This window comes from Streptococcus sp. 27098_8_82 (assembly GCF_041431615.1).
Taxonomy (GTDB): domain Bacteria; phylum Bacillota; class Bacilli; order Lactobacillales; family Streptococcaceae; genus Streptococcus; species Streptococcus sanguinis_K.
Map to the genome: position 1 here is coordinate 51,138 of NZ_JAPVYB010000006.1, position 21,000 is coordinate 72,137.

Annotated in this window: 22 protein-coding genes; 2 read left to right on the forward strand and 20 right to left on the reverse strand. The window is 42.2% G+C overall.

What is annotated here, in order from left to right:
- Positions 1 to 61 precede the first annotated feature (61 nt).
- The 16 genes from O3627_RS09370 to O3627_RS09445 form a co-directional block, all read right to left on the reverse strand.
- The gene (locus O3627_RS09370; protein WP_101771724.1) at positions 62 to 2,398 is read right to left on the reverse strand and encodes an ATP-binding protein; all 2,337 of its coding nucleotides are present in this window, start codon (positions 2,396 to 2,398) and stop codon (positions 62 to 64) included.
- Positions 2,399 to 3,667 (reverse strand): site-specific DNA-methyltransferase, encoded by a 1,269-nt coding sequence (locus O3627_RS09375; RefSeq protein ID WP_260468099.1) that lies wholly within the window; start codon positions 3,665 to 3,667, stop codon positions 2,399 to 2,401. It lies immediately after the preceding gene.
- A gap of 315 nt (positions 3,668 to 3,982) precedes the next feature.
- Entirely contained in the window at positions 3,983 to 4,435 is a 453-nt protein-coding gene (locus O3627_RS09380) for a GNAT family N-acetyltransferase (RefSeq protein WP_002908131.1), read from the reverse strand.
- A complete protein-coding gene (locus tag O3627_RS09385; RefSeq protein ID WP_002908129.1) occupies positions 4,436 to 5,281 on the reverse strand; it encodes an aldo/keto reductase in 846 nt (281 codons plus the stop codon).
- Between the two features lie 76 nt (positions 5,282 to 5,357).
- Positions 5,358 to 5,552 (reverse strand): hypothetical protein, encoded by a 195-nt coding sequence (locus O3627_RS09390; RefSeq protein WP_002896920.1) that lies wholly within the window; start codon positions 5,550 to 5,552, stop codon positions 5,358 to 5,360.
- 158 nt (positions 5,553 to 5,710) lie between these two features.
- Entirely contained in the window at positions 5,711 to 6,862 is a 1,152-nt protein-coding gene (nagA, locus tag O3627_RS09395; protein WP_343092076.1) for an N-acetylglucosamine-6-phosphate deacetylase, read from the reverse strand.
- Positions 6,863 to 7,102: 240 nt separating this feature from the next.
- On the reverse strand, positions 7,103 to 7,453 hold the full coding sequence (gene rbfA, locus O3627_RS09400; RefSeq protein WP_002908941.1) for a 30S ribosome-binding factor RbfA: 351 nt from the start codon (positions 7,451 to 7,453) through the stop codon (positions 7,103 to 7,105).
- 175 nt (positions 7,454 to 7,628) lie between these two features.
- Positions 7,629 to 10,421 (reverse strand): translation initiation factor IF-2, encoded by a 2,793-nt coding sequence (infB, locus tag O3627_RS09405; RefSeq protein ID WP_101771729.1) that lies wholly within the window; start codon positions 10,419 to 10,421, stop codon positions 7,629 to 7,631.
- Between the two features lie 19 nt (positions 10,422 to 10,440).
- Positions 10,441 to 10,737 (reverse strand): YlxQ-related RNA-binding protein, encoded by a 297-nt coding sequence (locus O3627_RS09410; protein WP_101771730.1) that lies wholly within the window; start codon positions 10,735 to 10,737, stop codon positions 10,441 to 10,443.
- Positions 10,730 to 11,026: an RNase P modulator RnpM gene (rnpM, locus tag O3627_RS09415; protein ID WP_002893558.1), complete on the reverse strand. Its 297-nt coding sequence runs from the start codon at positions 11,024 to 11,026 to the stop codon at positions 10,730 to 10,732. The genes O3627_RS09410 and rnpM overlap by 8 nt, the downstream gene beginning before the upstream one ends.
- Positions 11,027 to 11,036: 10 nt before the next feature.
- Positions 11,037 to 12,293, reverse strand: coding sequence for a transcription termination factor NusA (nusA, locus tag O3627_RS09420; RefSeq protein WP_223323966.1), 1,257 nt, complete (start codon positions 12,291 to 12,293; stop codon positions 11,037 to 11,039).
- A gap of 59 nt (positions 12,294 to 12,352) precedes the next feature.
- On the reverse strand, positions 12,353 to 12,841 hold the full coding sequence (rimP, locus tag O3627_RS09425) for a ribosome maturation factor RimP (RefSeq protein ID WP_312022704.1): 489 nt from the start codon (positions 12,839 to 12,841) through the stop codon (positions 12,353 to 12,355).
- Positions 12,842 to 13,040: 199 nt separating this feature from the next.
- Positions 13,041 to 13,679, reverse strand: a complete 639-nt coding sequence (gene trmB, locus O3627_RS09430) for a tRNA (guanosine(46)-N7)-methyltransferase TrmB (protein ID WP_002905244.1) — start codon at positions 13,677 to 13,679, stop codon at positions 13,041 to 13,043.
- Positions 13,676 to 14,470 carry a cell cycle regulator CcrZ gene (gene ccrZ / locus O3627_RS09435; RefSeq protein ID WP_002893562.1) on the reverse strand — a complete coding sequence of 265 codons (795 nt, stop codon included), beginning with the start codon at positions 14,468 to 14,470 and terminating at the stop codon, positions 13,676 to 13,678. The genes trmB and ccrZ overlap by 4 nt, the downstream gene beginning before the upstream one ends.
- A 50-nt stretch (positions 14,471 to 14,520) precedes the next feature.
- Entirely contained in the window at positions 14,521 to 15,567 is a 1,047-nt protein-coding gene (locus O3627_RS09440; protein WP_002905246.1) for an ABC transporter permease, read from the reverse strand.
- Complete coding sequence (locus tag O3627_RS09445) at positions 15,564 to 16,295, reverse strand: ABC transporter ATP-binding protein (protein ID WP_185756177.1); 732 nt, start codon at positions 16,293 to 16,295, stop codon at positions 15,564 to 15,566. The genes O3627_RS09440 and O3627_RS09445 overlap by 4 nt, the downstream gene beginning before the upstream one ends.
- A 68-nt stretch (positions 16,296 to 16,363) precedes the next feature.
- On the opposite strand from O3627_RS09445, the gene O3627_RS09450 reads away from it, so the two are divergent.
- Both O3627_RS09450 and O3627_RS09455 read left to right on the forward strand, forming a co-directional pair.
- Positions 16,364 to 16,774 (forward strand): HIT family protein, encoded by a 411-nt coding sequence (locus tag O3627_RS09450; RefSeq protein ID WP_002901341.1) that lies wholly within the window; start codon positions 16,364 to 16,366, stop codon positions 16,772 to 16,774.
- Positions 16,775 to 16,783: 9 nt separating this feature from the next.
- Positions 16,784 to 17,071, forward strand: a complete 288-nt coding sequence (locus O3627_RS09455) for a hypothetical protein (protein WP_002896907.1) — start codon at positions 16,784 to 16,786, stop codon at positions 17,069 to 17,071.
- A 120-nt stretch (positions 17,072 to 17,191) separates the two neighbouring features.
- Here the strand turns inward: O3627_RS09455 and O3627_RS09460 are convergent, their stop codons facing one another.
- The 4 genes from O3627_RS09460 to O3627_RS09475 form a co-directional block, all read right to left on the reverse strand.
- Complete coding sequence (locus tag O3627_RS09460) at positions 17,192 to 18,430, reverse strand: LCP family protein (protein WP_002918070.1); 1,239 nt, start codon at positions 18,428 to 18,430, stop codon at positions 17,192 to 17,194.
- An 8-nt stretch (positions 18,431 to 18,438) separates the two neighbouring features.
- On the reverse strand, positions 18,439 to 18,960 hold the full coding sequence (locus tag O3627_RS09465; RefSeq protein WP_002918072.1) for a GNAT family N-acetyltransferase: 522 nt from the start codon (positions 18,958 to 18,960) through the stop codon (positions 18,439 to 18,441).
- Positions 18,953 to 19,393 (reverse strand): tRNA (adenosine(37)-N6)-threonylcarbamoyltransferase complex ATPase subunit type 1 TsaE, encoded by a 441-nt coding sequence (gene tsaE / locus O3627_RS09470; protein WP_002918074.1) that lies wholly within the window; start codon positions 19,391 to 19,393, stop codon positions 18,953 to 18,955. The genes O3627_RS09465 and tsaE overlap by 8 nt, the downstream gene beginning before the upstream one ends.
- A gap of 139 nt (positions 19,394 to 19,532) precedes the next feature.
- Entirely contained in the window at positions 19,533 to 20,954 is a 1,422-nt protein-coding gene (locus tag O3627_RS09475; RefSeq protein WP_371621364.1) for an NCS2 family permease, read from the reverse strand.
- Positions 20,955 to 21,000: the final 46 nt, after the last annotated feature.

The window sequence follows — 21,000 nt, forward strand, 5'->3', positions numbered from 1 at the left end:
AGTGCTCTAGTTTGATTGGTTTGTTATGGGATGTATCAATTTTAACAACCAGGGAAATCAATTATTTATTTTTATCAGCTTCTGAAATATATAGTAAGCCCAATAGCAATTTTAATTCTTGTGTTTTTTTCATTACATCAACTTTTGTTATAATTCTAGTTCCCCCATGCGTTGACAGGTTAAGAAATGCTAAAAAGCTTTCACTTTCATCTCTAGAACTAATTGTGCTACGTAAAGAATTCAAAGTTCGTTTATCCGCGGCGTCTAATTCACTACTATCAATCAAACCTTTTCCTTCTTCAATTACTTTTCTATAGTTTTGCAATAAACTTTCTGTCTTACCTATTTTATTGTTATCCAAAATATCATTTACAACAATTTCAATTAACGTTCGATAAGCAGCAACTGCTACAAAACTATAATCTTCAGTCCTAAAAATTCGATTAATTTCTCCTATAAAACTGACAACATCTGACCTAAAGTTAACTTCTTTGTTTATAGGCATACTAACTAAATCCCTATTAGAAGATTCTGGTTGAGCAATATAAAAGTTATCCTCTACTACTCTAAACGTAAAATCAGCCTCATGAATAAGCCCTGTTTTCTTATCTGTTATTTTAATTGAAATTGTATTTTCATTTAAACGACCAAAATTGATTACTCTCTTACTCTTATTAAAATTAATTGTGGGATTATTTTTTGTATTAATATCAGGTTTTATACCTTCACCCTTTTCATTACCAAAACTATTTGTAAAAGTGAATAAATCATCAATATTATAATCTATCCCCTTCTTGAGAATATTCTCCTTTTGATTGATTTTAGGCTGTATTGGTTCTTTTAAAATAATTTTCAAAATCTCAATTTGATCTTCCGACTCATTTTTTACAATCCATTCTCCTTCTTGATTTTTATTAAATTCATTAACTTTGTCACCATTAAATCGAATTTCAGTTGAGGCTACTATTAATTTATTTAAATTAGCAATTTTTTTATCTAAGTAATCTATACCAATCCACGATTCAACTGTTCCTAAATCTTTTGTTTCTTTAACCTTTGGAATGATATCTAGTAGAACTTCCCTATCAAATAGAGTACATTTTAATTGATTTCCTTTTTTCTCAAAAATTAAAGAATCTTTTAATTTAAAATTTGGTTTAATATATTTTTTAAGATTGTCAGGATTAGAAGTTTCTTCTTCGGGTATCCTATTTTGAATAAATGTTTTGGAAGAAAAATCTCTTAATTCATTTTTCAACGAAGCACCAATTCTCTGAATTTCTTCATTTAATTTTTCAATGAAATGAGCAATCTCATCAGTTAACTCACTCTGAGAAAATTGAGTCCGATCAGAATTAAACTGTATTGATGAATCACTAGATTTAATCGAAATATAACCAATTAATTGCTTTAATACTTCACTATATTTTTTAGTAGCCATCAATTCAGTATCAAACAACATATAGTTGTTAAATAAATTATTATTGATATAAATTAAAGGAGTTAAGTTATTATTAGTAGGATTATAGAATAAAGAGTTAATCTTACTTTTTCCTTTTGAAACGAGATAATAGGCAGCTAAATTAATATCAAGAGAATACCTATCTGAATTAAAACTAAATTCTTCAGAAAAGATATCCTTACCATCTTTCCTAAAGACTAGATTTTGATTAGACGAAGAATAATTTATTTCAAATAACTGCTGAGGCTTATTTTGTGTCTGTAATTGAATTTCATAATCGGTTGAGTTAATCTCTCCATCTATATTAAGTTTTATAATAAAGTTCTTATCGGCAGAAATTTTTCCGTCAGATATTTTATCATCAATAAAAGAATTTAAAATTTTATTTCGATTAACTTCTTCACTAAGATACCTTTTTAAAGTATTGACATTATAATCATTGATTTCAATTTGGATTAATGTACCTATAAAATCACCTGAACTTGAAAGAGTAACATCTAAACGCTTATCTGTTATATTATATTCAGTAACCAAAGAATCAAAATCTACAGTAAACTCTGAGATCTGAGTATTTTGAGCTGTTTTCCAATATACTTTTTTCCCAAATCTAAAAACAGATAAAAATCCCAAACCTTTTGACCCCTGAGTTAAGCGTTTAGTGTCCTTATAAGAAATAATTTCTCCATAATGCTTATCACTACTTGATATGTGGAATAATTTTTTAATTCCCTCCGTATCCATACCAATTCCGTAGTCTCGAATTGTAAGTAGTCTAGATTCCGAATCCAATGTAATATCGACACTAGGAGAACAAGCATCGTACGCATTTTTTATTAACTCATTTAGAGCAATAATATTATTCGGAATTTTTTCTGATAATTCACTCAATATATTACCTGCTACAGTAATAGGTACCTGTTCAACATTATTAGACATCTAAATCTCCTTTATTTTTCTTAATATCAAGACATATTCTTGATTCATTGATTCCACAGAATTGTCTTTCACCTTAGAAACCCGCCTCGGCATTCTCTTTATAGGTATATTACGTGTAATAGAAATTTCCAACTCAAAACCATTATTTTCAAAATATTCCTGTGTAATACTTGACAATGGTACCACCTTATTATCAACACGTCGGTCGCCCAAGGTTAAAACTATTCTCTTATCCTTTTTTAAGACACGCCCCATTTGCGCCATCACTTCCAAATAGTCTATTATAAAATTTTCCACTTTTTTTCGCTTATCTTGGGATATACTTTCAAGATACTCTGATAAATAGTGTGACTGATACTTTTGTTTATTTCTTTTGCCAGATCCACCTAAACTATTTGAATCAATACTTGAATAATTATCTATTAAATTTTCAGAAAAAACCTCCAAATCCTTCCTATCAATCCAATATATCGGTAGCATAGAGTACTGTCCATATGTTACAGTAGTTGAATTATCTCCATACGGAGGAGAAGTAACAATCAAATCCACTGAATTATTCTTCATTTCAAATAAAATTTCTTCAGATTTTCCTATCTGTAAATTGATTTTTTTATTTCTACTATAGTCAGGTAAATATTGAAAGTAAACATTAATACTTTTTAAAAAATCAATAATGATATGATTTTTCATCGCTTCAATAGAGCTTTGCTCTTTTATATGCAATTTAAACGTCGAACTTCGTGTATTACTATACTTTTTTAAAATATTAATTAAACACACCCAATAATACTGTCTTACATATCTATATTTTTCTCTCTGGATAGCACAACGAATTTTACTAAACGTCAGTATAAAGTCTTGACGATACCATTTTTCTATATTATAAAAATAGTGTTTGTCAAACTCTGAATCGCTATTTTTTAAAAATTGTTCAATTTTTTTATTTGCTACATGGATATACTGTTTATTAACACCTTGTAACTTAACTTTTGTAATAAGATTAGCTAAAGGGTTAATATCTATGCCAATAGGAGAAAGGTTGTTCTTTTCGCCCTCTACTAGTGTCGTTCCAGAGCCATGGAATGGATCAAGAATATTTGCAATGGACGAATCTTCACTTTTAATTAAATTAATCAATTCATATTGCATATCAGGTACCATTGTAGCTGGATACGCACTAATTTTATGAATACCTGAAGCAGTTACATTTTTAAAATCCCAATAATTAAGTCCTTTTTTTCTTATTTTATTTGCTAAACTAAAATTCAAAATGGTACCTCTTTTATAAAAATGGTTGTTACTAGATAAATGAAAATCTATAGCCTAAGTATAACATAGATATCTTTACAGATAAAGAGATTAATAACAAGTTAACTGCAAAACGAAATAGAAATACAATATTAATCAGCTACTTCTTCGATTTCCAATTCTTGATTCTTCTTCATCTAATTCCCCTATCTTAGTATTTCGTTGGATATTGGTCTCATTTTACACCTCTTATTATAGCACAGAAGCACCTTGTTTTATAGTTTCTTCCGGTAGTAGATATAAAAATCCCCAGCTCTTTTTAAACTGGGGATACTTTTATATTTTTAATTCATACACTTCCTGCCAGCCGGCTGGTCCTAATATGCGCTGGGGCTGTTTGCTAAAGCCAGTCTCTCGGTAGAGATAGGAAGCTACTTGATTTCTCTCATTGACGCCTAGTATGATGCTTTTATACATAGGCAAATGCTCTCTTATGAAATCAGGCAAGAGCTTCAGGGTCTGACTACCGTATCCTCGCATCCGAAAGCCTTCATCCGTTGAAAAGCTACGAAGGAGCAGGCTATCTGGCTGACCGCCATAAGCAAACTTCTTTTCTCCAGCATCCAAGATCAGAAAGGTTACGATTTGATCTTCTTCAAGACCCAAGATGGCATAGCGATTTTCTAAATCAGCGACAGCCTGGCTAGGATAGCTGGTAAATCTCAAGTCGGTTAAATGGTAAGACAGCAATGCTTCTCTATCTGAACTTCGATAGAATCGGATTTTCACCTAAAAATCCATCCCATCCGGATTTGGTGCGCCACCGGCCAAACCGCTGATATTTTTAAGCACTTCCAAGTCCGCATCATCTAGCTTGATGTCAAAGCAATCTAGATTGCTGGCGATCCGGCTCGGAGTGACCGACTTAGGCAGGGGCAGAAAGCCTTCCTGCAAGCTCCAAGCTAGCGCGACTTGAGCAATGGTCTTGCCATACTTATCTGCCACAGCCTGTACGGCTGGATTTTGAAAGAGCTCACCTTGACCAAATGGTCCCCAAGCTTCCAGTAAAATCTCATGCTCACGACAGAAGTTCACCGCTTCTGTCTGATAGACACCTGGAGCCAGGCGGATTTGATTGACAGCAGGAGTCATGCGCGCTGTTGCAAGCAAGGCTTCTAAGTGATGAGGCAGGAAATTGCTGACGCCAATCGCTCGAATCTTACCAAGATTATAGAGGTCTTCCATGGCACGCCAGACTTCGGCATTGCGCTTTTTCCAAGCATCGTTTTCCCTCAGGGGTTTGGGATTAGGCCAGTGGATGAGGTAGAGGTCCAGATAGTCCAGTCCCAACCGCTCCATTGAGGCAGCAAAGGCCTCTTGAGCCTCTTTATAAGTATGGTTGTCGTTCCAAAGCTTAGTCGTGATGAAGAGCTCCTCCCGCGGAATGCCGCTGTCCTTGATTGCCTGTCCGACACTCTCTTCATTCTTATAGATAGCTGCCGTATCAATATGCCGATAGCCTGCCTTGAGAGCGGCTAATGTTGCTTGATAGGCTTCTTCGCCATCCTGAGCCTTCCAAGTACCGAAGCCCAGCACCGGAATGCCAACACCATTGTTCAAAAGATATTCTCTCATCTCATGTCTCCTTTACAAGTTCCATCTACTGCCTCCAGCAAGGCAGCTGCTATAGTGTTCACAAGAGTAGAACTGCTCACTTCTTTTCCTTTTTCTTCAGTATTGGCTTGGGTTTGAAGATATTTTCCTTGGTCGGCTCCATGCCTTTACTGAAAAAGCTATAGATAATGAAAGCAACTCCTGCGACAAGGATTAAGATTCGTCCAAACATCAGTCCCGCCAGCAGCAAAACAAGTCCCATTATCAGAAATTTCGCATCAATTCGTTTCATAGCCTACTCCTGTTTACATTATAGTCTCATTATATCACGCCTAAGAAAGCAATTCAAATCTAGGAGAAGGCTATCAAGTAGCTTGCCAATCAAAAAGAACAGGTTGCCCTGCTCTTTCTGAAAAATATAAGGAGACTAATTTAAAATACCTGCGGTTCTCATACATGGAATCGTTCTTGACCATCAAGATAAGTAGCTACCAGCTCTAAATCTTTATCTAAAACGATAAAGTCAGCATCGTAGCCTTCCTTGATCTGTCCGCAGACATCATCAATATGGACTGATTTTGCTGGAATCAGGCTAGCCATCATAACCGCCTGATGAGGATTGGCAATGCCCCATTTGATCACATTTTTCAATCCGTCCTTGAGTTTGAGGATAGAGCCAGCTAGATTGCCCGTTGACTTGAGTCGAGCTGTTCCTTCGGCCACAACCACTGGAAATTCTCCCAGCATGTAGTCACCATCTTCAAGACCTCCTGCGGTCATACAGTCAGTAATGAGAGCAATATTTTCATGTCCCTTCTGCTTAAGCAAGATGTCACAGGCCTTAGGGTCCACATGATGGCCGTCACAAATCAGTTCCGCATAGGTATGAGGTAGTTCATACATGGCACCAACCATGCCTAGCTCCCGATGAGTCAAGCCCCGCATACCATTGTAAGCATGCACCCAGACACTGGCACCTGCTTCGACCGCAGCTTTGGCTTCATCATAGGTTGCGTTAGAATGCCCCAGAGCAACGGTCACGCCTTCATCAGTCAGCGTACGGACAAATTCCTCAACGCCATCGCGTTCTGGCGCGAGAGCAATCTTATTGAGCAAGCCATTTGCGGCCTTTTGCCAAGCACGAAACTCATCCATGCTAGGATCTTTCATATAGGCTGGATTTTGAGCACCCTTATACTTCTCGGTGAAATAAGGCCCTTCAAAATAGAGACCGCGAATCTTGGCCCCGCTGGCTTCTTGATAGCGAGCACCGATATTTTCAGTGACTGCTAAGAGTCGCTCATAGGATGAGGTCAGAGTTGTGGGTAAAAAGCTGGTCACACCGGTAGTCAAGAGACCCTCACTCATGGTATGAAGAGTTCCTTCGATGTTATTGTCCATGACATCAACACCGCCGAAGCCGTGAATGTGAGTATCCACCAGACCCGGCGCAATTGAGTAGCCGCTGTAATCTATAACTTCTGCATCCTGCGGAACAGACTGCACCAGCTTGCCAAACTTGCCGTCAATCAGCTCTAAATAACCGCCATGACGGATTCCCTGAGGATAGAAAAATTGATCTGCTTTGATATATGTAGGCATAAGACTGCCTCCCTTGTTCTTGAATGCTATATTCTCGGCCATTCAAAGTGGAAGTCTGTGATAGAGCTAGCATCTTTCTATAGCTGCTTTCTAACTCCCGCTTTTGAATCTCTGAGTTTTCTTGACTATATTATAACTCTTTCTTTTTTATTTGTAAATGGTATATACCTATTTTTGCGAAAAATTGTTATATTAAATAAAAAAAACAGAAAACCCAGCCATGACAGCTGAGTTTCTGCTTTATTTTTTATCTAAATCGCGCAGCATCTGGTCGATTTTATTACCATACTCGATAGATTCATCCTTGACAAAGGTCAAATCTGGAATCTTGTACATTTTCAGATTGTGGCCCAGCTCTCGCTTGATGGTACCAGTCGCTTTTTCAAGACCAGTCTGAGCTTTTTGATTATCAGAGGCCAGATTGCTCATAATCGTGTAGTAGACCTTGGCCATGGATAGGTCGCCCAGCATTTGGACATCGGTAATGGTCACTCCCTGCACCCTCGGGTCACGAACTTTCTTCTGCAAGATTTCATTGACTTCGCGCTTGATTTCCATGCCTACACGGTCTGTACGAAAATTATTTGCCATGAGATTTCCTTTCTAATTTTTCTCTTCTGCAATATAAGCTAGGCTAGGCCTAGCTTATATTTTAGTTTTAATGAATGAAATTTCTTCTAAACTCTTTGTGAAAAAGATGTGGAACTAGAAGTATCAACTTCCACCAAATATGATTTCACTGCAAGTTTTTAACCTACTTCTTATCTTATTTCTTAATTTCTTCCATGATATAGGCTTCGATCGTGTCATCTACTTGGATGTCATTGTAGCCATCAATCATGAGTCCACCTTCGCGGCCGTTAGTAACTTCCTTAACATCATCCTTGAAGTGCTTGAGACTGGCAAGTTCCCCATCGTAAATCACGACGCCGTCACGGATAACACGAACCTTGGAATCACGGGTAACTTTACCATTGATAACCATAAATCCACCGATAGTACCAACCTTGGAAACCTTGAAGGTTTCGCGGATAAGAGCTTCCCCAATGATCTTTTCTTCGTATTCTGGATCCAGCATTCCCTTCATGGCATCTTCCATTTCTTCGATAACCTTGTAGATAATGCTGTGGAGACGGATTTCAACATCATCAGCTTCTGCCTGCTGGCGAGCTTGAGATGTTGGACGAACGTTAAATCCGATGATGAAGGCATTTGAAGCTTCTGCCAGTGTCACATCAGATTCATTGATAGCACCAACCGCTGAGTGGACGATGGTAATCTTAACGCCTTCCACTTCAATCTTCTGCAGGGAAGCAGACAGGGCTTCTACAGAACCTTGTACATCAGCCTTGATGATAACATTGACAGACTTAACTTCACCAGCTTTGAGGGTATCAAAGAGATTTTCCAGACTGACGCGGTGAGTAGCTTGACGCTGTTTGAGAAGGGCACGTTTGGCACGCTCTTCACCGGCTGCACGCGCAGCTTTTTCATCTTCATAGACCGCAAAGTGGTCACCAGCCATCGGAGTTTCATTGAGACCAGTGATAGAAACCGGCGTAGATGGTCCTGCCACTTTAACGCGACGGCCCAGGTCATTGGTCATAGCCCGAACCCGACCGAAGGTATTACCAACAACGATTGGATCTTGAACATTCAGAGTTCCCTGTTGAACCAGAAGGGTTGCGACAGCACCTTTTCCTTTATCCAGACGGGCTTCAATCACTGTACCAATCGCTCGAACAGTCGGATCTGCCTTGAGCTCTTGAATTTCAGCCACCAAGAGGACTGTTTCCAGCAAGCTGTCGATATTTTGATTGAATTTCGCTGAGATTTCGACAAATTCAGAATCTCCGCCCCAAGCTGTTGACATGACGCCATGCTCAGCCAATTCACCAATCACGCGCTCAGGATTCGCTCCTGGCTTATCAATCTTGTTGATGGCTACGATGATTGGGACATCAGCGGCTTTGGAATGATTGATCGCTTCGATCGTTTGCGGCATAACACCGTCATCAGCCGCAACGACCAGGATAGTGATATCCGTCACAGAGGCACCACGGGCCCGCATAGAAGTAAAGGCCGCGTGTCCAGGCGTATCCAAGAAAGTAATCTTCTTGCCGCTTTCCTCGATCTGGTAAGCACCGATGTGCTGAGTGATACCACCTGCTTCACCTGTTGCTACGCGAGAGTTACGCAGGGTATCCAAGAGGGTTGTTTTACCGTGGTCAACGTGTCCCATGATGGTTACAACCGGTGGACGCTCTACCAAGGCATCTTGATTGATATAACCTTCTTCTACGAAGAAGCGCTCAATATCAGCTGTGTCAACTTCTACCTTCTTCTTAGCTTCGATACCGTAGTCCACCATGAGGAGCTCAATAGTATCGCCGTCAAGAGATTGGTTTTGCGTTGCCATTACGCCCATCATAAAGAGTTTCTTGACAATTTCAGCTGGCTCGCGCTTGATCCGTTTTGCAATTTCTGCAACGGTCATTCCGTCTGTATATTCAAATTCAGTCGGCAACTCATGGAACTTACGTTCTGTAACAGGTTTTGGTGCCTGATTATTGTTGCCCTTTCCTTTTTTATTTTTCTTGTTTTTATTCCAATTACTATTTCTTTGATTTCTCACTTGATTTTGACTGCTTCGATTCTTTTGTTGTTTTCTTGGACCTTCTTCTTCGCGATCAAAATCATCGCGCTTCTTATCTGGTCGAGCTTGCTTCTTACGACGCGTATCCACAGCAGCTGGCGCTGGGTTTGGATTCGCTGCCGGAGCAGATGGAGCTGGTGCAGGCTGAACTGGTGCAGGTGCTTCTGCCTTAGGCTGCTCCTTGCGGCGGTTTTGCCGTTCCAGCACTTCTTTTGCTTCCTGAGCTTGCTTAAAGCGTTCCTCGCTTGAGCGAGCGTATTCAGCATTCTGCTCTGCTTTCAAAGCTGCTGCCCGGGCCTTAAAGTCAATCTTCGGTCCTTGAGGCTGTTGGCGGTTTTGACCGTTAAATCCTTGATGATTCTGACCATTTCGGCGGCCATCTTGACCACGATTATCGCGACGGTCATTTGGACGATTGCCCCTATCTCGGTCGTTGCGATTTCCACGATTCTTATTTCGATTATCGCGGTCCTCACGCTTGCCTTGCTCTTTATTTTGTGGTTTGCGGTTGCCTTGCTGCTTACGACGTTCTGCCTCTTCTTTGGCTCTCGCTTCACGCTCTGCCTTAAAGTTCCGGCTTTGCGGGCGCTTGACAGGCGCTACCGTTTCTGCTTTCGCTTCTGGCTTAGCAGCTGCTTTTGCTTCTGTCTGTTCTGCCTTGACTGGCGCTGCCTCTTTGGCAGGAGTTTTTTGCGGTGATGGCTGAGCTGCTGCAGGCTTTTCTGCAGCAGCTTGAGGTGCGGCTGCTTTCTTGAAGCTGGATTTGATTCGCTCACTAGCATCAGCTTCTACGCTGGATGAATGACTCTTGACATCGAATCCCAGCTCCTTAGCACGAGCCACTACCTCCTTGCTTTCTTTTCCCAGTTCTTTGGCGATTTCATACAATCTTACTTTAGACAAATCTTGTCCTCCTCTTCTATTACATAAGAGACCTCATTTTCTTTGTAAAACCAGCATCTGTCACGGCGAGCACTTTTCTGGCCTTGCCAATGGCATAGCTTAATTCCAGTGTTGAAAACACGGTTGATACTTCTACTTGGTAGTAACGACTTTTATCAGTGATTTTCTTGCTGAGATTAGGAGCTGCATCCTGGGCCAAAAAGACCAGATGTGCTTTTCCCTCCTGGATAGCTTTGACGGTCAGCTCCTCACCAGAAATGATGCGGCCAGCCCGCTGAGCCAGTCCCAGCAAATTTGCAAGTTTCTCTTTATTCAAGACCTAACTCTCTTCTTTTGACCTTATGATCGACATAAGCGATTAACTCATCATAGAAAGCCTCATCCACTTCCATACTGAAGCTGCGGTTAAAGACCCGCTTCTTCTTAGCTTGAAGAGCTTCTTGATTGTCCAGCTTGATATAGGCTCCACGGCCGTTGGCCTTGCCTGTCGGATCGATAAAGACTTGACCTTCCTTGTTCTTGACAATCCGCAGCAAATCACGCTTGTCAATCACTTCGTTGGACACCACTGATTTTCTTAAAGGGATTTTTCTTGTTTTTGCCATTCCAGCCCCCTTAGTCTAGTTCTTCAGCTTCGCTTTCTAAACCAGCTGTTTCTAGTACAGTTTCCTCTGCAGCTGCGTCAAAGTCTGTTGCTTCTGCTGCTGAAACTTCTGTCTCTAGAACATCTGCATCCGCAAGAATTTCTTCTGCTTCCTGAGCAAATCCGCCCAGTTCATTGGCTGCTTCCATTTCTTCAAACTCTGTGGCAGACTTGATATCGATTCTAAAGCCTGTCAAATGAGCTGCCAAGCGTACGTTCTGTCCGCGACGGCCGATAGCCAGAGAAAGCTTGTTGTCCGGTACAACAACCAAAGCCCGCTTGTTATCTTCTTGGTTAAAGATAACTTGGTCAACCTCTGCAGGAGCAATAGCGTTGTAGATAAATTCAGCTGGATCTGCTACCCACTCAATGACGTCGATATTTTCTTCAGTTGGTACCATACGGCCACTCTTGGGATCGTATTTGGCAGGATGGAACTTGCTAGTAATTTTCTTGATATTGGCTCCACCGCGTCCAACGATTGTACCGATGGCATCCACATTAGGATTGTGGCTGCGAACCGCTACCTTGGTCCGATCGCCTGCTTCCCGTGAAACGCTCATGATTTCTACAGTTCCGTCATAGACTTCAGGGATTTCCTGCTCCATCAAGCGCTTGATCATTTCAGGATGGCTGCGGCTGACAAAGACATTGACGCCACGAGGATTGTCTTCTACCTTGTAAACAAAGACTTCGATACGATCGTGAGAGGCAAAGACTTCGCCAGGAATCTGGTCTTGTTTCGATAGCTGCGCTTCAATGCTACCAAGATTGACATAGATAAAGCGATTGTCAAAGCGCTCCACCGTTCCTGACATGATTTCATTTTCATGCTCTTTATAGGTATTGTAGGTAATTGCTCGGGTCTGCTTGCGCATCTTTTCCATGATGGTTTGCTTGGCTGACTGAGCAGCGACACGGCCAAATTCAGCTGGCGCTTCTTCAAACTTGATCTTGTCTCCCAACTCATAGGCTGAACTAATAGCCAAGGCATCTTTGAGACTGATTTCCAAACGGCTGTCAAAGACCTCGTCCACGACTTCGCGAACAGTATAGACACGGAAATCTCCTGACTTTTCGTCAAACTCAATAGCTGCGCTGTCTGCCTGACCATAGCGACGACGATAGGCTGAGCGGAGTGACTCAGTCACTGCGTCAATGATATCTTCTTTCTTGATTCCTTTGTCTTCTTCCAAAATGCGGAAGGCCTCTAGCATTTCTTTACTCATTTTCATGTGACTTTTGCCGAAACAAAAGTGTTCCTTTCTTTTCTATATTGCTTCTGCGGCTAAAACTTAACGGCTAATCTGGCTTTGGAAACCAGACTGTAGGGAATTTCGACTTCTTTTCTGCGAGTCTTGTCCAGATATTCCATGTGCAGAACATCCTCTGCAAAGCTCAGCAAGGTGCCTTCAAAGACTTTCTGCTTGTCAACAGCCTTATAGAGACTGACATGGATATAGCTGCCGACTGCATCGGCTAGCTGTTCCTTGGTCTTGAGCGGGCGCTCCAAGCCAGGACTGGTCACTTCCAGAAAATACTGTTCTGGGAAAGGATCTGGCTTGATTTGATCCAAGAGCGGACTGATAATATCCGTCAAATCCGCTGTATCATTGACCGTAATGCCCTCAGGCTTATCTACAAAGACACTGAGAACGTAGTCTCCGCCCATCTTTCCGTACTCAATATCAACTAATTCATAGGGGGCCAAAATGGCTGGTTCAATAACCTCCCTCACCAATTCAACAATCGTTGCGATATGACGACACCTCCTCACAGATAAGAGGCGAAGATACTTCCTCGCCTCTCTTTCCTTATTCATTACTAGTATTATAGCACGACAAGTCCCAGAATGCAAGGGAAATGTGCCATGCAAGCTTGTTAAGACGGAATTTCACTTAAAACGTTCTTATTTTTAAGCAAAATTCTTTCCCAATAATAAAGTCTTCAAGGAGTATTTCCTCAAAGACTCTTTCTTATTCAAATGCTGCTTCCACCCGGTAGATGACTTGTCCCTTGTTAGCAAATTTCTGCTCATACTCAGTCAGGACATTGTCCTCAAAGTCGCTGGCATGCAAATCTAACCACACGCCCTTTAACTTCATACCATACTGTGAAAAACTAACTAAACTATATTCAAAAAGACCGCGGTTGTCCGTTTTGAAGTGGATTTCTCCATTTTCTGGCAGAATCTGCTGATAGGTCGACAGAAAGGACTGATAGGTCAGACGGCGCTTTTCATGACGTTTCTTGGGCCAAGGATCCGAGAAGTTCAGATAGAGGCGGTCAATCTCGCCCTCTTCAAAATAATCAGTCAGATCCGAACCATCCACCCAGAGAAGTTTGATATTGGGCACATCTGTTGCCAGCACCTTGTCCAAGGCATAGCTGAGGACCGATTTTTGAATATCAATCCCAATGTAGTTGATATCCGGATTGGCCTTGGCCATACCGGACACAAAAGCTCCTTTGCCGCTGCCAACCTCTACATGAATGGGGTGATCATTGCCAAAAATCTCCTGCCATCTGCCCTTGGCGTCTGCCGGATTCAAAATAACATACTGGGGATGCGCCTCCAGCAGTTCCGTCGCTCCCTTACGATTCCTTACTCTCATTGTCCTCTTCCGTATTTAGAACGGAAGTTTCGTAATGCGTAAATCTCCCGGTTCACATTTTCTAAATCATTGTTTTCATAGTATTTGGCAATCTGCATCAGATAAGAATACTGACCAAACCAGTATAGCTTATTGAAAACAGTCTGATTATACTTATAGCCATAAGCGCTCAGCCACTCTTGCCAGCCTGAATCGGGCACATAATGGCTCAAAATATGAGCCACATCCATCATCCTGTCTGTCAGACGTACAGAATCCCAATCCACTAAGTAAATAAGCCCGCTGTCGGTCTCTACCCAGTTACTGTGGCGCACATCTCCGTGAACGATGGTCGCGTAGTCCTCACGAAAGGCAGGCACAGTCTGGCGTAGGTCGCGGATAACAGATTGCAGATATTGATTATTTCTCAAAGCAAGCGGCACTTGATTGAGCCAAGCATTCAGCAAATCAGTCGGCGTTTCCAAAGTATAGCCCAGCTTGGTCAGCTGCGTCATCAATGGGCGCGAGCGATGCAGCCGAGTCAAAATATTGATTACTTGCTTTTTGGACATATCATTTGGGGTCAGAATAGTGCCTGAAAGCCACTCCTGCCCGCTCATTACGTTACCGTCCGGCATCCGGCGGCTCCACAAAAGCTGCGGTGCGATTTGTTCTCGAGCTAAGCCTGCTAAGATAGGGGTTGTATTCATCTTGACGAAAACGCGCCCCCCGTCCGGATAAGTCCCCATATAGGCCTTTCCGCTCTTACCAGCTATCGGTGTCAGGGTCAGCTCGTTATCAACCAAGTCCATATTTCCCCTCCGTAAAAAGTTTCTTTATCATTTTACTAATTTTACCTCTTTTAGTCAACCAATCTCCGTAACTTAAACGGCAGATAGAACAGATAGAGTAGGGCAGTCGCTCCCAGCACGGCCAGCACTGCTGTCTTGTCTTGAAAAAAGAGCAGAGCAGTCAGCACTTCACCCAAAAGGACACTGCTGCCAATAGATGTGATAATTTGTCTTGCTCCCTTCAGCTTTTCCCCTCTTTCTATCGGAAAAAGCTGGGTCAAAAACTGATAATCAAAAGCTTCATACAAAGCCGTCAGCTGGAAGAGCAAGAGGTAATTGAACAAGACCGCAAAAGCTGCAGCAATCCAAGCTTGACTGACAAAAATCAAGGCCAAAAGAGCCAAAAAGAGTAGTCTCAAGGTAAGAGCAAAGAAGTCTCCATTTCGCAAGTAAGAGCGCAAAAAGAGATTCTGCCAGGTCTTGCTATGCTGCTTGCCCACAAGTCTCGTCAAACCATCCAGATAGGCCCGGCGCTTGACACTGTTTGAAATGCCTTTAACATTGGTAAAGAGAGCAAAGAAGCGCAGAATCGTCTGTTTTCGGGCTGCTTCATAAGCTACCAGAGCCTGCCAATCTAAGCCATTTTCAGTAAAGAACTTCTTGGCCTTAGCCTGAAACAAAAACCATTTCAAAACTAGCATAAAGATGCAGTAGAGCCCGAAGCCCCAAATAGGCAATCCCAGAGCCAGAAAAAGCGGAGCTAACAGTAGCAATAGCCCAGTCTGTAAGACTGCGTACAAGAGATAGGAACGCAGAATCTGAGCCTTGATAAAAGTCCTGACTTCTGCTTCTCTGACCAAAAGAAAGAGAGCATCTGGCTTTTCCAGATAGATCGCAATCCGTCCAAAAGGCAAGATAAAGACCGATAGAATAACCAGACTAGCAATAATGGGTAGGTGATTGGTCGGGAAATGCCGCAAAAGCTGACTGTACTGAACACCTAAAAATCCCATAAAAATCAGAAGAAAGAGCACGAAATGATCATTAAAAACATAACGCAGGTACTTCAGGCACTGCTGACGAAAATCCTGCTTTCGTTTGGCAAATAATTCTTTCATAGCGCTACCTCTTCTGTCAGGGCTAGATAGATGTCATTCAGACTAGCATCCGACATTTGAAATTGGGCACGCAACTCAGTCAAGCTACCCTTGGCCCGCACTTGACCCTTGTGCAGAATTACAAAACTATCGCACATCTTCTCAGCAGAGTCCAGAACATGGGTGCTCATCAGAATGGACTTGCCCTTCTTCTTTTCCTCATCTAAGAGTTGGATAAGGTCTGCAATAGCTACCGGATCCAGACCCAGAAAAGGCTCATCTAGGATAAAAAGGCTGGGATCAACTACAAAAGCACAGATAATCATAACTTTTTGCTTCATCCCTTTTGAAAAGTGAACAGGGAACCAATCCAGTTTTTCCTTGAGTCGGAACATTTCCAATAGCTTATCCACGCGCTTAAAAGCTGTTTCCTGCTCAATGTCGTAAGCCATAGCTACCGTCTCAATGTGCTCGCGCAAGGTCAATTCTTCGTAGAGACTGGGTGTTTCCGGAATAAAACCGATTTTCTTGCGGTAATCACTAGGATTGGTCCGCAGCTCCAGCCCATCAATTTGAATCTGCCCCTTATAAGGCGTCAAAAGACCGATAATCTCACTGATAGTCGTGGACTTGCCCGCACCGTTGAGACCAATCAGACCAACCAGCTGGCCATTGCCCACTTCAAAGCTGACATCCTTTAAAACCGGGATATTAACATAGCCGCCCGTAAGCTCTTTGATTTCTAACATATTTTCTCCGAATTCTGGTATAATGGTTCTTATATTATAACAAAATCTAGCGAATAGAGGTACCATTTATGGCTGATTGTATTTTTTGTAAAATTATTGCCGGAGAAATCCCTTCTTCTAAAGTCTATGAAGACGAGAAAGTCCTTGCTTTTCTGGATATTTCTCAGGTAACACCAGGTCATACCTTGGTTGTCCCTAAAGAGCATTTCCGAAATGTGCTGGATATGGATGCCGACAGCACCAGTCAGCTCTTCGCTCGCGTACCTGACATTGCTCGAAAGGTCATGAAAGCCACAGGTGCAGCTGGTATGAATATCATCAACAACAACGAAGAAATTGCTGGACAAACTGTCTTTCATACCCATGTGCATTTGGTACCGCGCTACAGTGATGCAGATGACCTCAAGATTACTTTCGCAGCCCACGAACCAGACTTTCCATCTCTGGCCGAATTAGCTGAGAAGATTGCGCAAGCTTAAGGAGGGAATATGAAACTTTCAAATATTTTCCTATTTATCGGTGCCGCTGCAGCCAGTTACAAGCTGGTTGAAAACCGTCAAAAAATTCAAGAAGAAATCATTGAAACAACAGATAGCCTAGACAAAGTTAAGGACAGTCTAGCCAATATCCAACGAAATATTGCCATCATTCAAGAGCAAAAAGAGCAAGTCAAAGACATCGCTCAAGATCTTACCTATAAATATAAAGTCCTTGAAAACCAAGCTCAAGTGCAGATCCAGCAAGTCAAAGACATCTGGGAAAAGTACGAGTCGTGATAGAGAAAAGATGGATGATAGGGAACAAAAATTCCAATCAGCCATCGCGTTAAGGGCTTCCTGCCATAACCAAAAGAGACCGAGACATTTTGTCCCGGCCTCTTTTTATATTTAACCTTTTTACTCTGTAGTCGCATTGACTACTGGCTGACTTTGTGGGGTGCTGACACTGACATCTGTAGCTGGGGCAGAGGAAGCTGCTGGAGCAACCGGAGTCGTATTCGTAGTTCCAACTGTTGTATCTGTCGTCGGATAAGAATAATTCTCATAACCATTATTATAAGTAGGCTGACTATAAGAATTCTGGTAACTGCTATAGCTTTCTGTGCTGCTGGATGTACTGCTGCTATTGCTGCTTCTTAGACTGTTGCCGCCCATAATATCTTCATAGAGAACAGCATTGGTCTTCAGACTCTTAACTGTGTCCAAGCCTAGAGACTTGCGGATTAGATTCTGCATGCTCAGCAGATGCTCCGACGTCACCAGCTGATAGCTTCCACCATCAGGCAAGGTCGCATCTTCTCCACGTAGTTGCTCGGACTTGATGTTCTTAAAGGCATCCTGATAGCCTAGCAGTTGAGGAATGCTTTTTGAATCAAGCGCGATATTGGTCTGCATGTTGCTGCTGACAGCTTTTAAAATAGCCTGATAATGGCTGACACTGTTGAGACTGAGAACTTTTTCAACCACTTTCTTAATTACTTCACGTTGACGCTTTTGGCGGCCATAGTCACCCTCTGGATCCTGATAGCGCATGCGAGCATAGACCAGTGCCTGATCACCATTGATGGTTTGCTTGCCTGGCTCAACCTTGGCAGTATACTCAGGCTCATTATCCTCAATAGAAATTGGGAAGTCAAAGGTATTATTAACCTCAATACCGCCTACTGCGTCTACTAGCTGAACCAAGCCCTGCATATTGATCATCACATAGCGGTCGATGTGGATATTCATCAAGCCCTCAATAGTCGAAATAGCTAACTCTGCTCCGCCATTCGCATAGGCTGCATTCAGCTTAGCTTCAACTGTCTGACCATTTTCGTCAATCTGAGTTAAAATATCACGTTCCAGACTCATCATGACTGTTTTCTTAGTCTTTGGATTGACACTCAGGAGAATCATGGTATCGCTGTTCCCGACCCAAGTATCCTCGCGGGAACCGCTCCCTGTATCCACTCCCATCAGCAAGATAGTCATGGGCTTAGTTGCAGAAATAACATCTGTCTCATTTCCCAAACCCTTATAAGTCTTGGACAGTTCATCTGTTGACTGACCATAAATCGTCCAAGCATAAGTACCAATACCAGCTGTCGTTACGACAAGGAGGCTGAGAAACATCATTATAATCTTTTTAAACATATCTTTTTTTAGTCTATCAGTTTACCCATTAGGTAAACATCAAGAAATATCCCTTCTTTTAAATAGGCTCCTCTTTTTTGTAAGCCTTCAATTTCAAATCCTAAATCTTTATAGAGGTGAACCGCTCGTTCATTTCTAACCTGAACGCTCAATTCCAAACGTCTAATATCCTGAGAATCTTCTGCCCAAGCCAGTGCCTCTTCTAGCAATATGCGTCCCAGTCCTTGGTTCCAGAAAGCTTTCTTCACCACAACAAAGACTTGACCAATATGGCGAATTCGCTCATGGAAATCAGCTGTGATACTGACAAGACCAGCAATCTCACCATTCAAAAACGCCAACAGATAAAGCTGATTACTAGAAGCAGCCTGATGCTCAATAAATGAAGCCATCTCCTCTTGATTCATCAAAATTCCAGCCTCATCCAGCGTCATATAATCTGACTCAGATCCGACCTGATTGAGGAAGGCAATCAGCTCAGCAGCATCTGTTTTTTCCGCTTCACGCAAGCACAATTCATATTCAGTCATTCTGCAGTCCCTCAAGCAGCTCTTGGGCTCGCTTTCCTTTGGCTTCAAAAACCAATTCACGACCATCTTCCTTTTTCAAGAGGTTTAATTTTAAATAGTTATCAGGCAGATTTTCTCCCAGCAGCTCCCCCCATTCAATGACCGTCACACCCTCCCCGAAGAGAAAGTCATCCAAATCAATGGAATCTGGATTGTCTCCGATGCGGTAGACATCCAGATGATAGAGCGGCAAGCGCCCATCGTATTCCCGAACAATGGTATAGGTTGGACTTTTAATCATCTGACTGATGCCCAAACCTAGAGCCAGACCCTTAGTAAAGGTTGTCTTCCCTGCTCCTAAATCTCCCGTTAAAACCAGTACGTCCCCTGCCTGAAGCGATTTGCCCAGGCGCTGACCCCACTGAATTAATTCTTCCTCATTATGACTAAACATTCTCTTATTATACCAGAAAAAAATTTTTTCTGCTTAATTTTGCAAAAGAAAAATCAGCCGCAAAAAGCTGATTTTTTATACTGAAAATATAAGCTATCCAAACTTCACTAGACACAAGGAAATCCAGCAATGTTTAGGCCTAATTTAAAGCCAGATTTACGAAATTCAAAATAAAGAGAAGATCCAAAATCCAAATCATAGAATGCACATCCTTGGCTTGACCTTTGAAGATTTTGACCAAAGTGTAGGTGATAAACCCAGCTGCTATCCCGTGAGTGATAGAATAGGCAAATCCCATAAAAATAGAAGTAAAGAAAGCTGGAATGGCCTCCGCCATATCATCCCAATGGATGTTTTTCAGACTAGCCAGCATCATAATCCCCACGATAATGAGAATCGGTGCAGTTGCAGCATTAGGAACAATAGCCAAGAGTGGGCTAAAGAAGCTTGACACCGCAAAGCAGATGGCTACGACCAAGGCGGTCAGACCTGTTCGGCCTCCAGCTCCGATACCAGCTGCAGACTCCACATAAGTCGTCACATTAGAAGTTCCAGCAATGGCGCCAATAGAGGTTCCGATGAGATCCGAGTAAAGAGCCTTATCCAAACCTTCTGATTCATGGTTTTCCCCAGAAGTCGCCACAATCCCGACCTTTTCACCAGTCCCAATCAAAGTACCAATAGTATCAAAAATATCTGTCAATGAGAAAGCCAGAATGGCCATACATGTCTGGGGCCAGCGAGCTGAATCTGCTAAAAGGGCACCAAGACCTTTCGGACCTACTGCCACCCCAAAAATCTGTCCCAGTTCATTAACAGCAGTACCAATGTTATTCTGTCCAAAATCAATGGCTGACAAATCAACCAAACCAACCAGAATAGCTACCACTGTCGTTACTAGGATGGATAGGATAACACCACCCTTGATGTTTTTCACGATAAAGAAAATTGTGATGGCCAAACCGACCAAGGCTACGACGACCGCTGGATTGTTAAAATCTACCAGACCGGGAGTTGCTGCAGAATTGGCCGTAATAGCCGCTGCAGCCTTATCTGCTCCCTTGCCAGCTACTGTATAATTGCCCGGATCGATTGAAAACTTGAGCAAGCCAGCATTTTTAATACCTACATAAGCCAGAAAGACTCCGATCCCTGCTGAAATAGCTGCTCGCAAGGAGCCTGGAATTGACTCAATGATCATCTTACGCACCTTGGTCAAAGTGATAATGAGCGAAATAATCCCGCAGATAAAGACCATAGCCAAGGCTTCCTGCCAAGTGTAGCCCAAGGCAAAGACGACCGTAAAAGTGAAAAAGGCATTCAACCCCATACCCGGCGCCTGCGCATAAGGCAGGTTGGCAAAGAAGGCCATCATCAAGGTGCCGGCAACAGCCCCTATAATCGTAGCTAGAAATACACCCTGCTTAGGCATACCTGTCTGAGCCAGCATGGCCGGATTGACAAATAAAATGTAGGACATGGCAAAGAAAGTCGTCAGACCAGCTAAAACCTCAGTCCGGACATCTGTCCCTTTTTCGGTCAGTTTGAAAAATTTATCCATTTTTCAATAAATCTCCTTTTGAGTAAAATTTCTAATATCTAGTTCA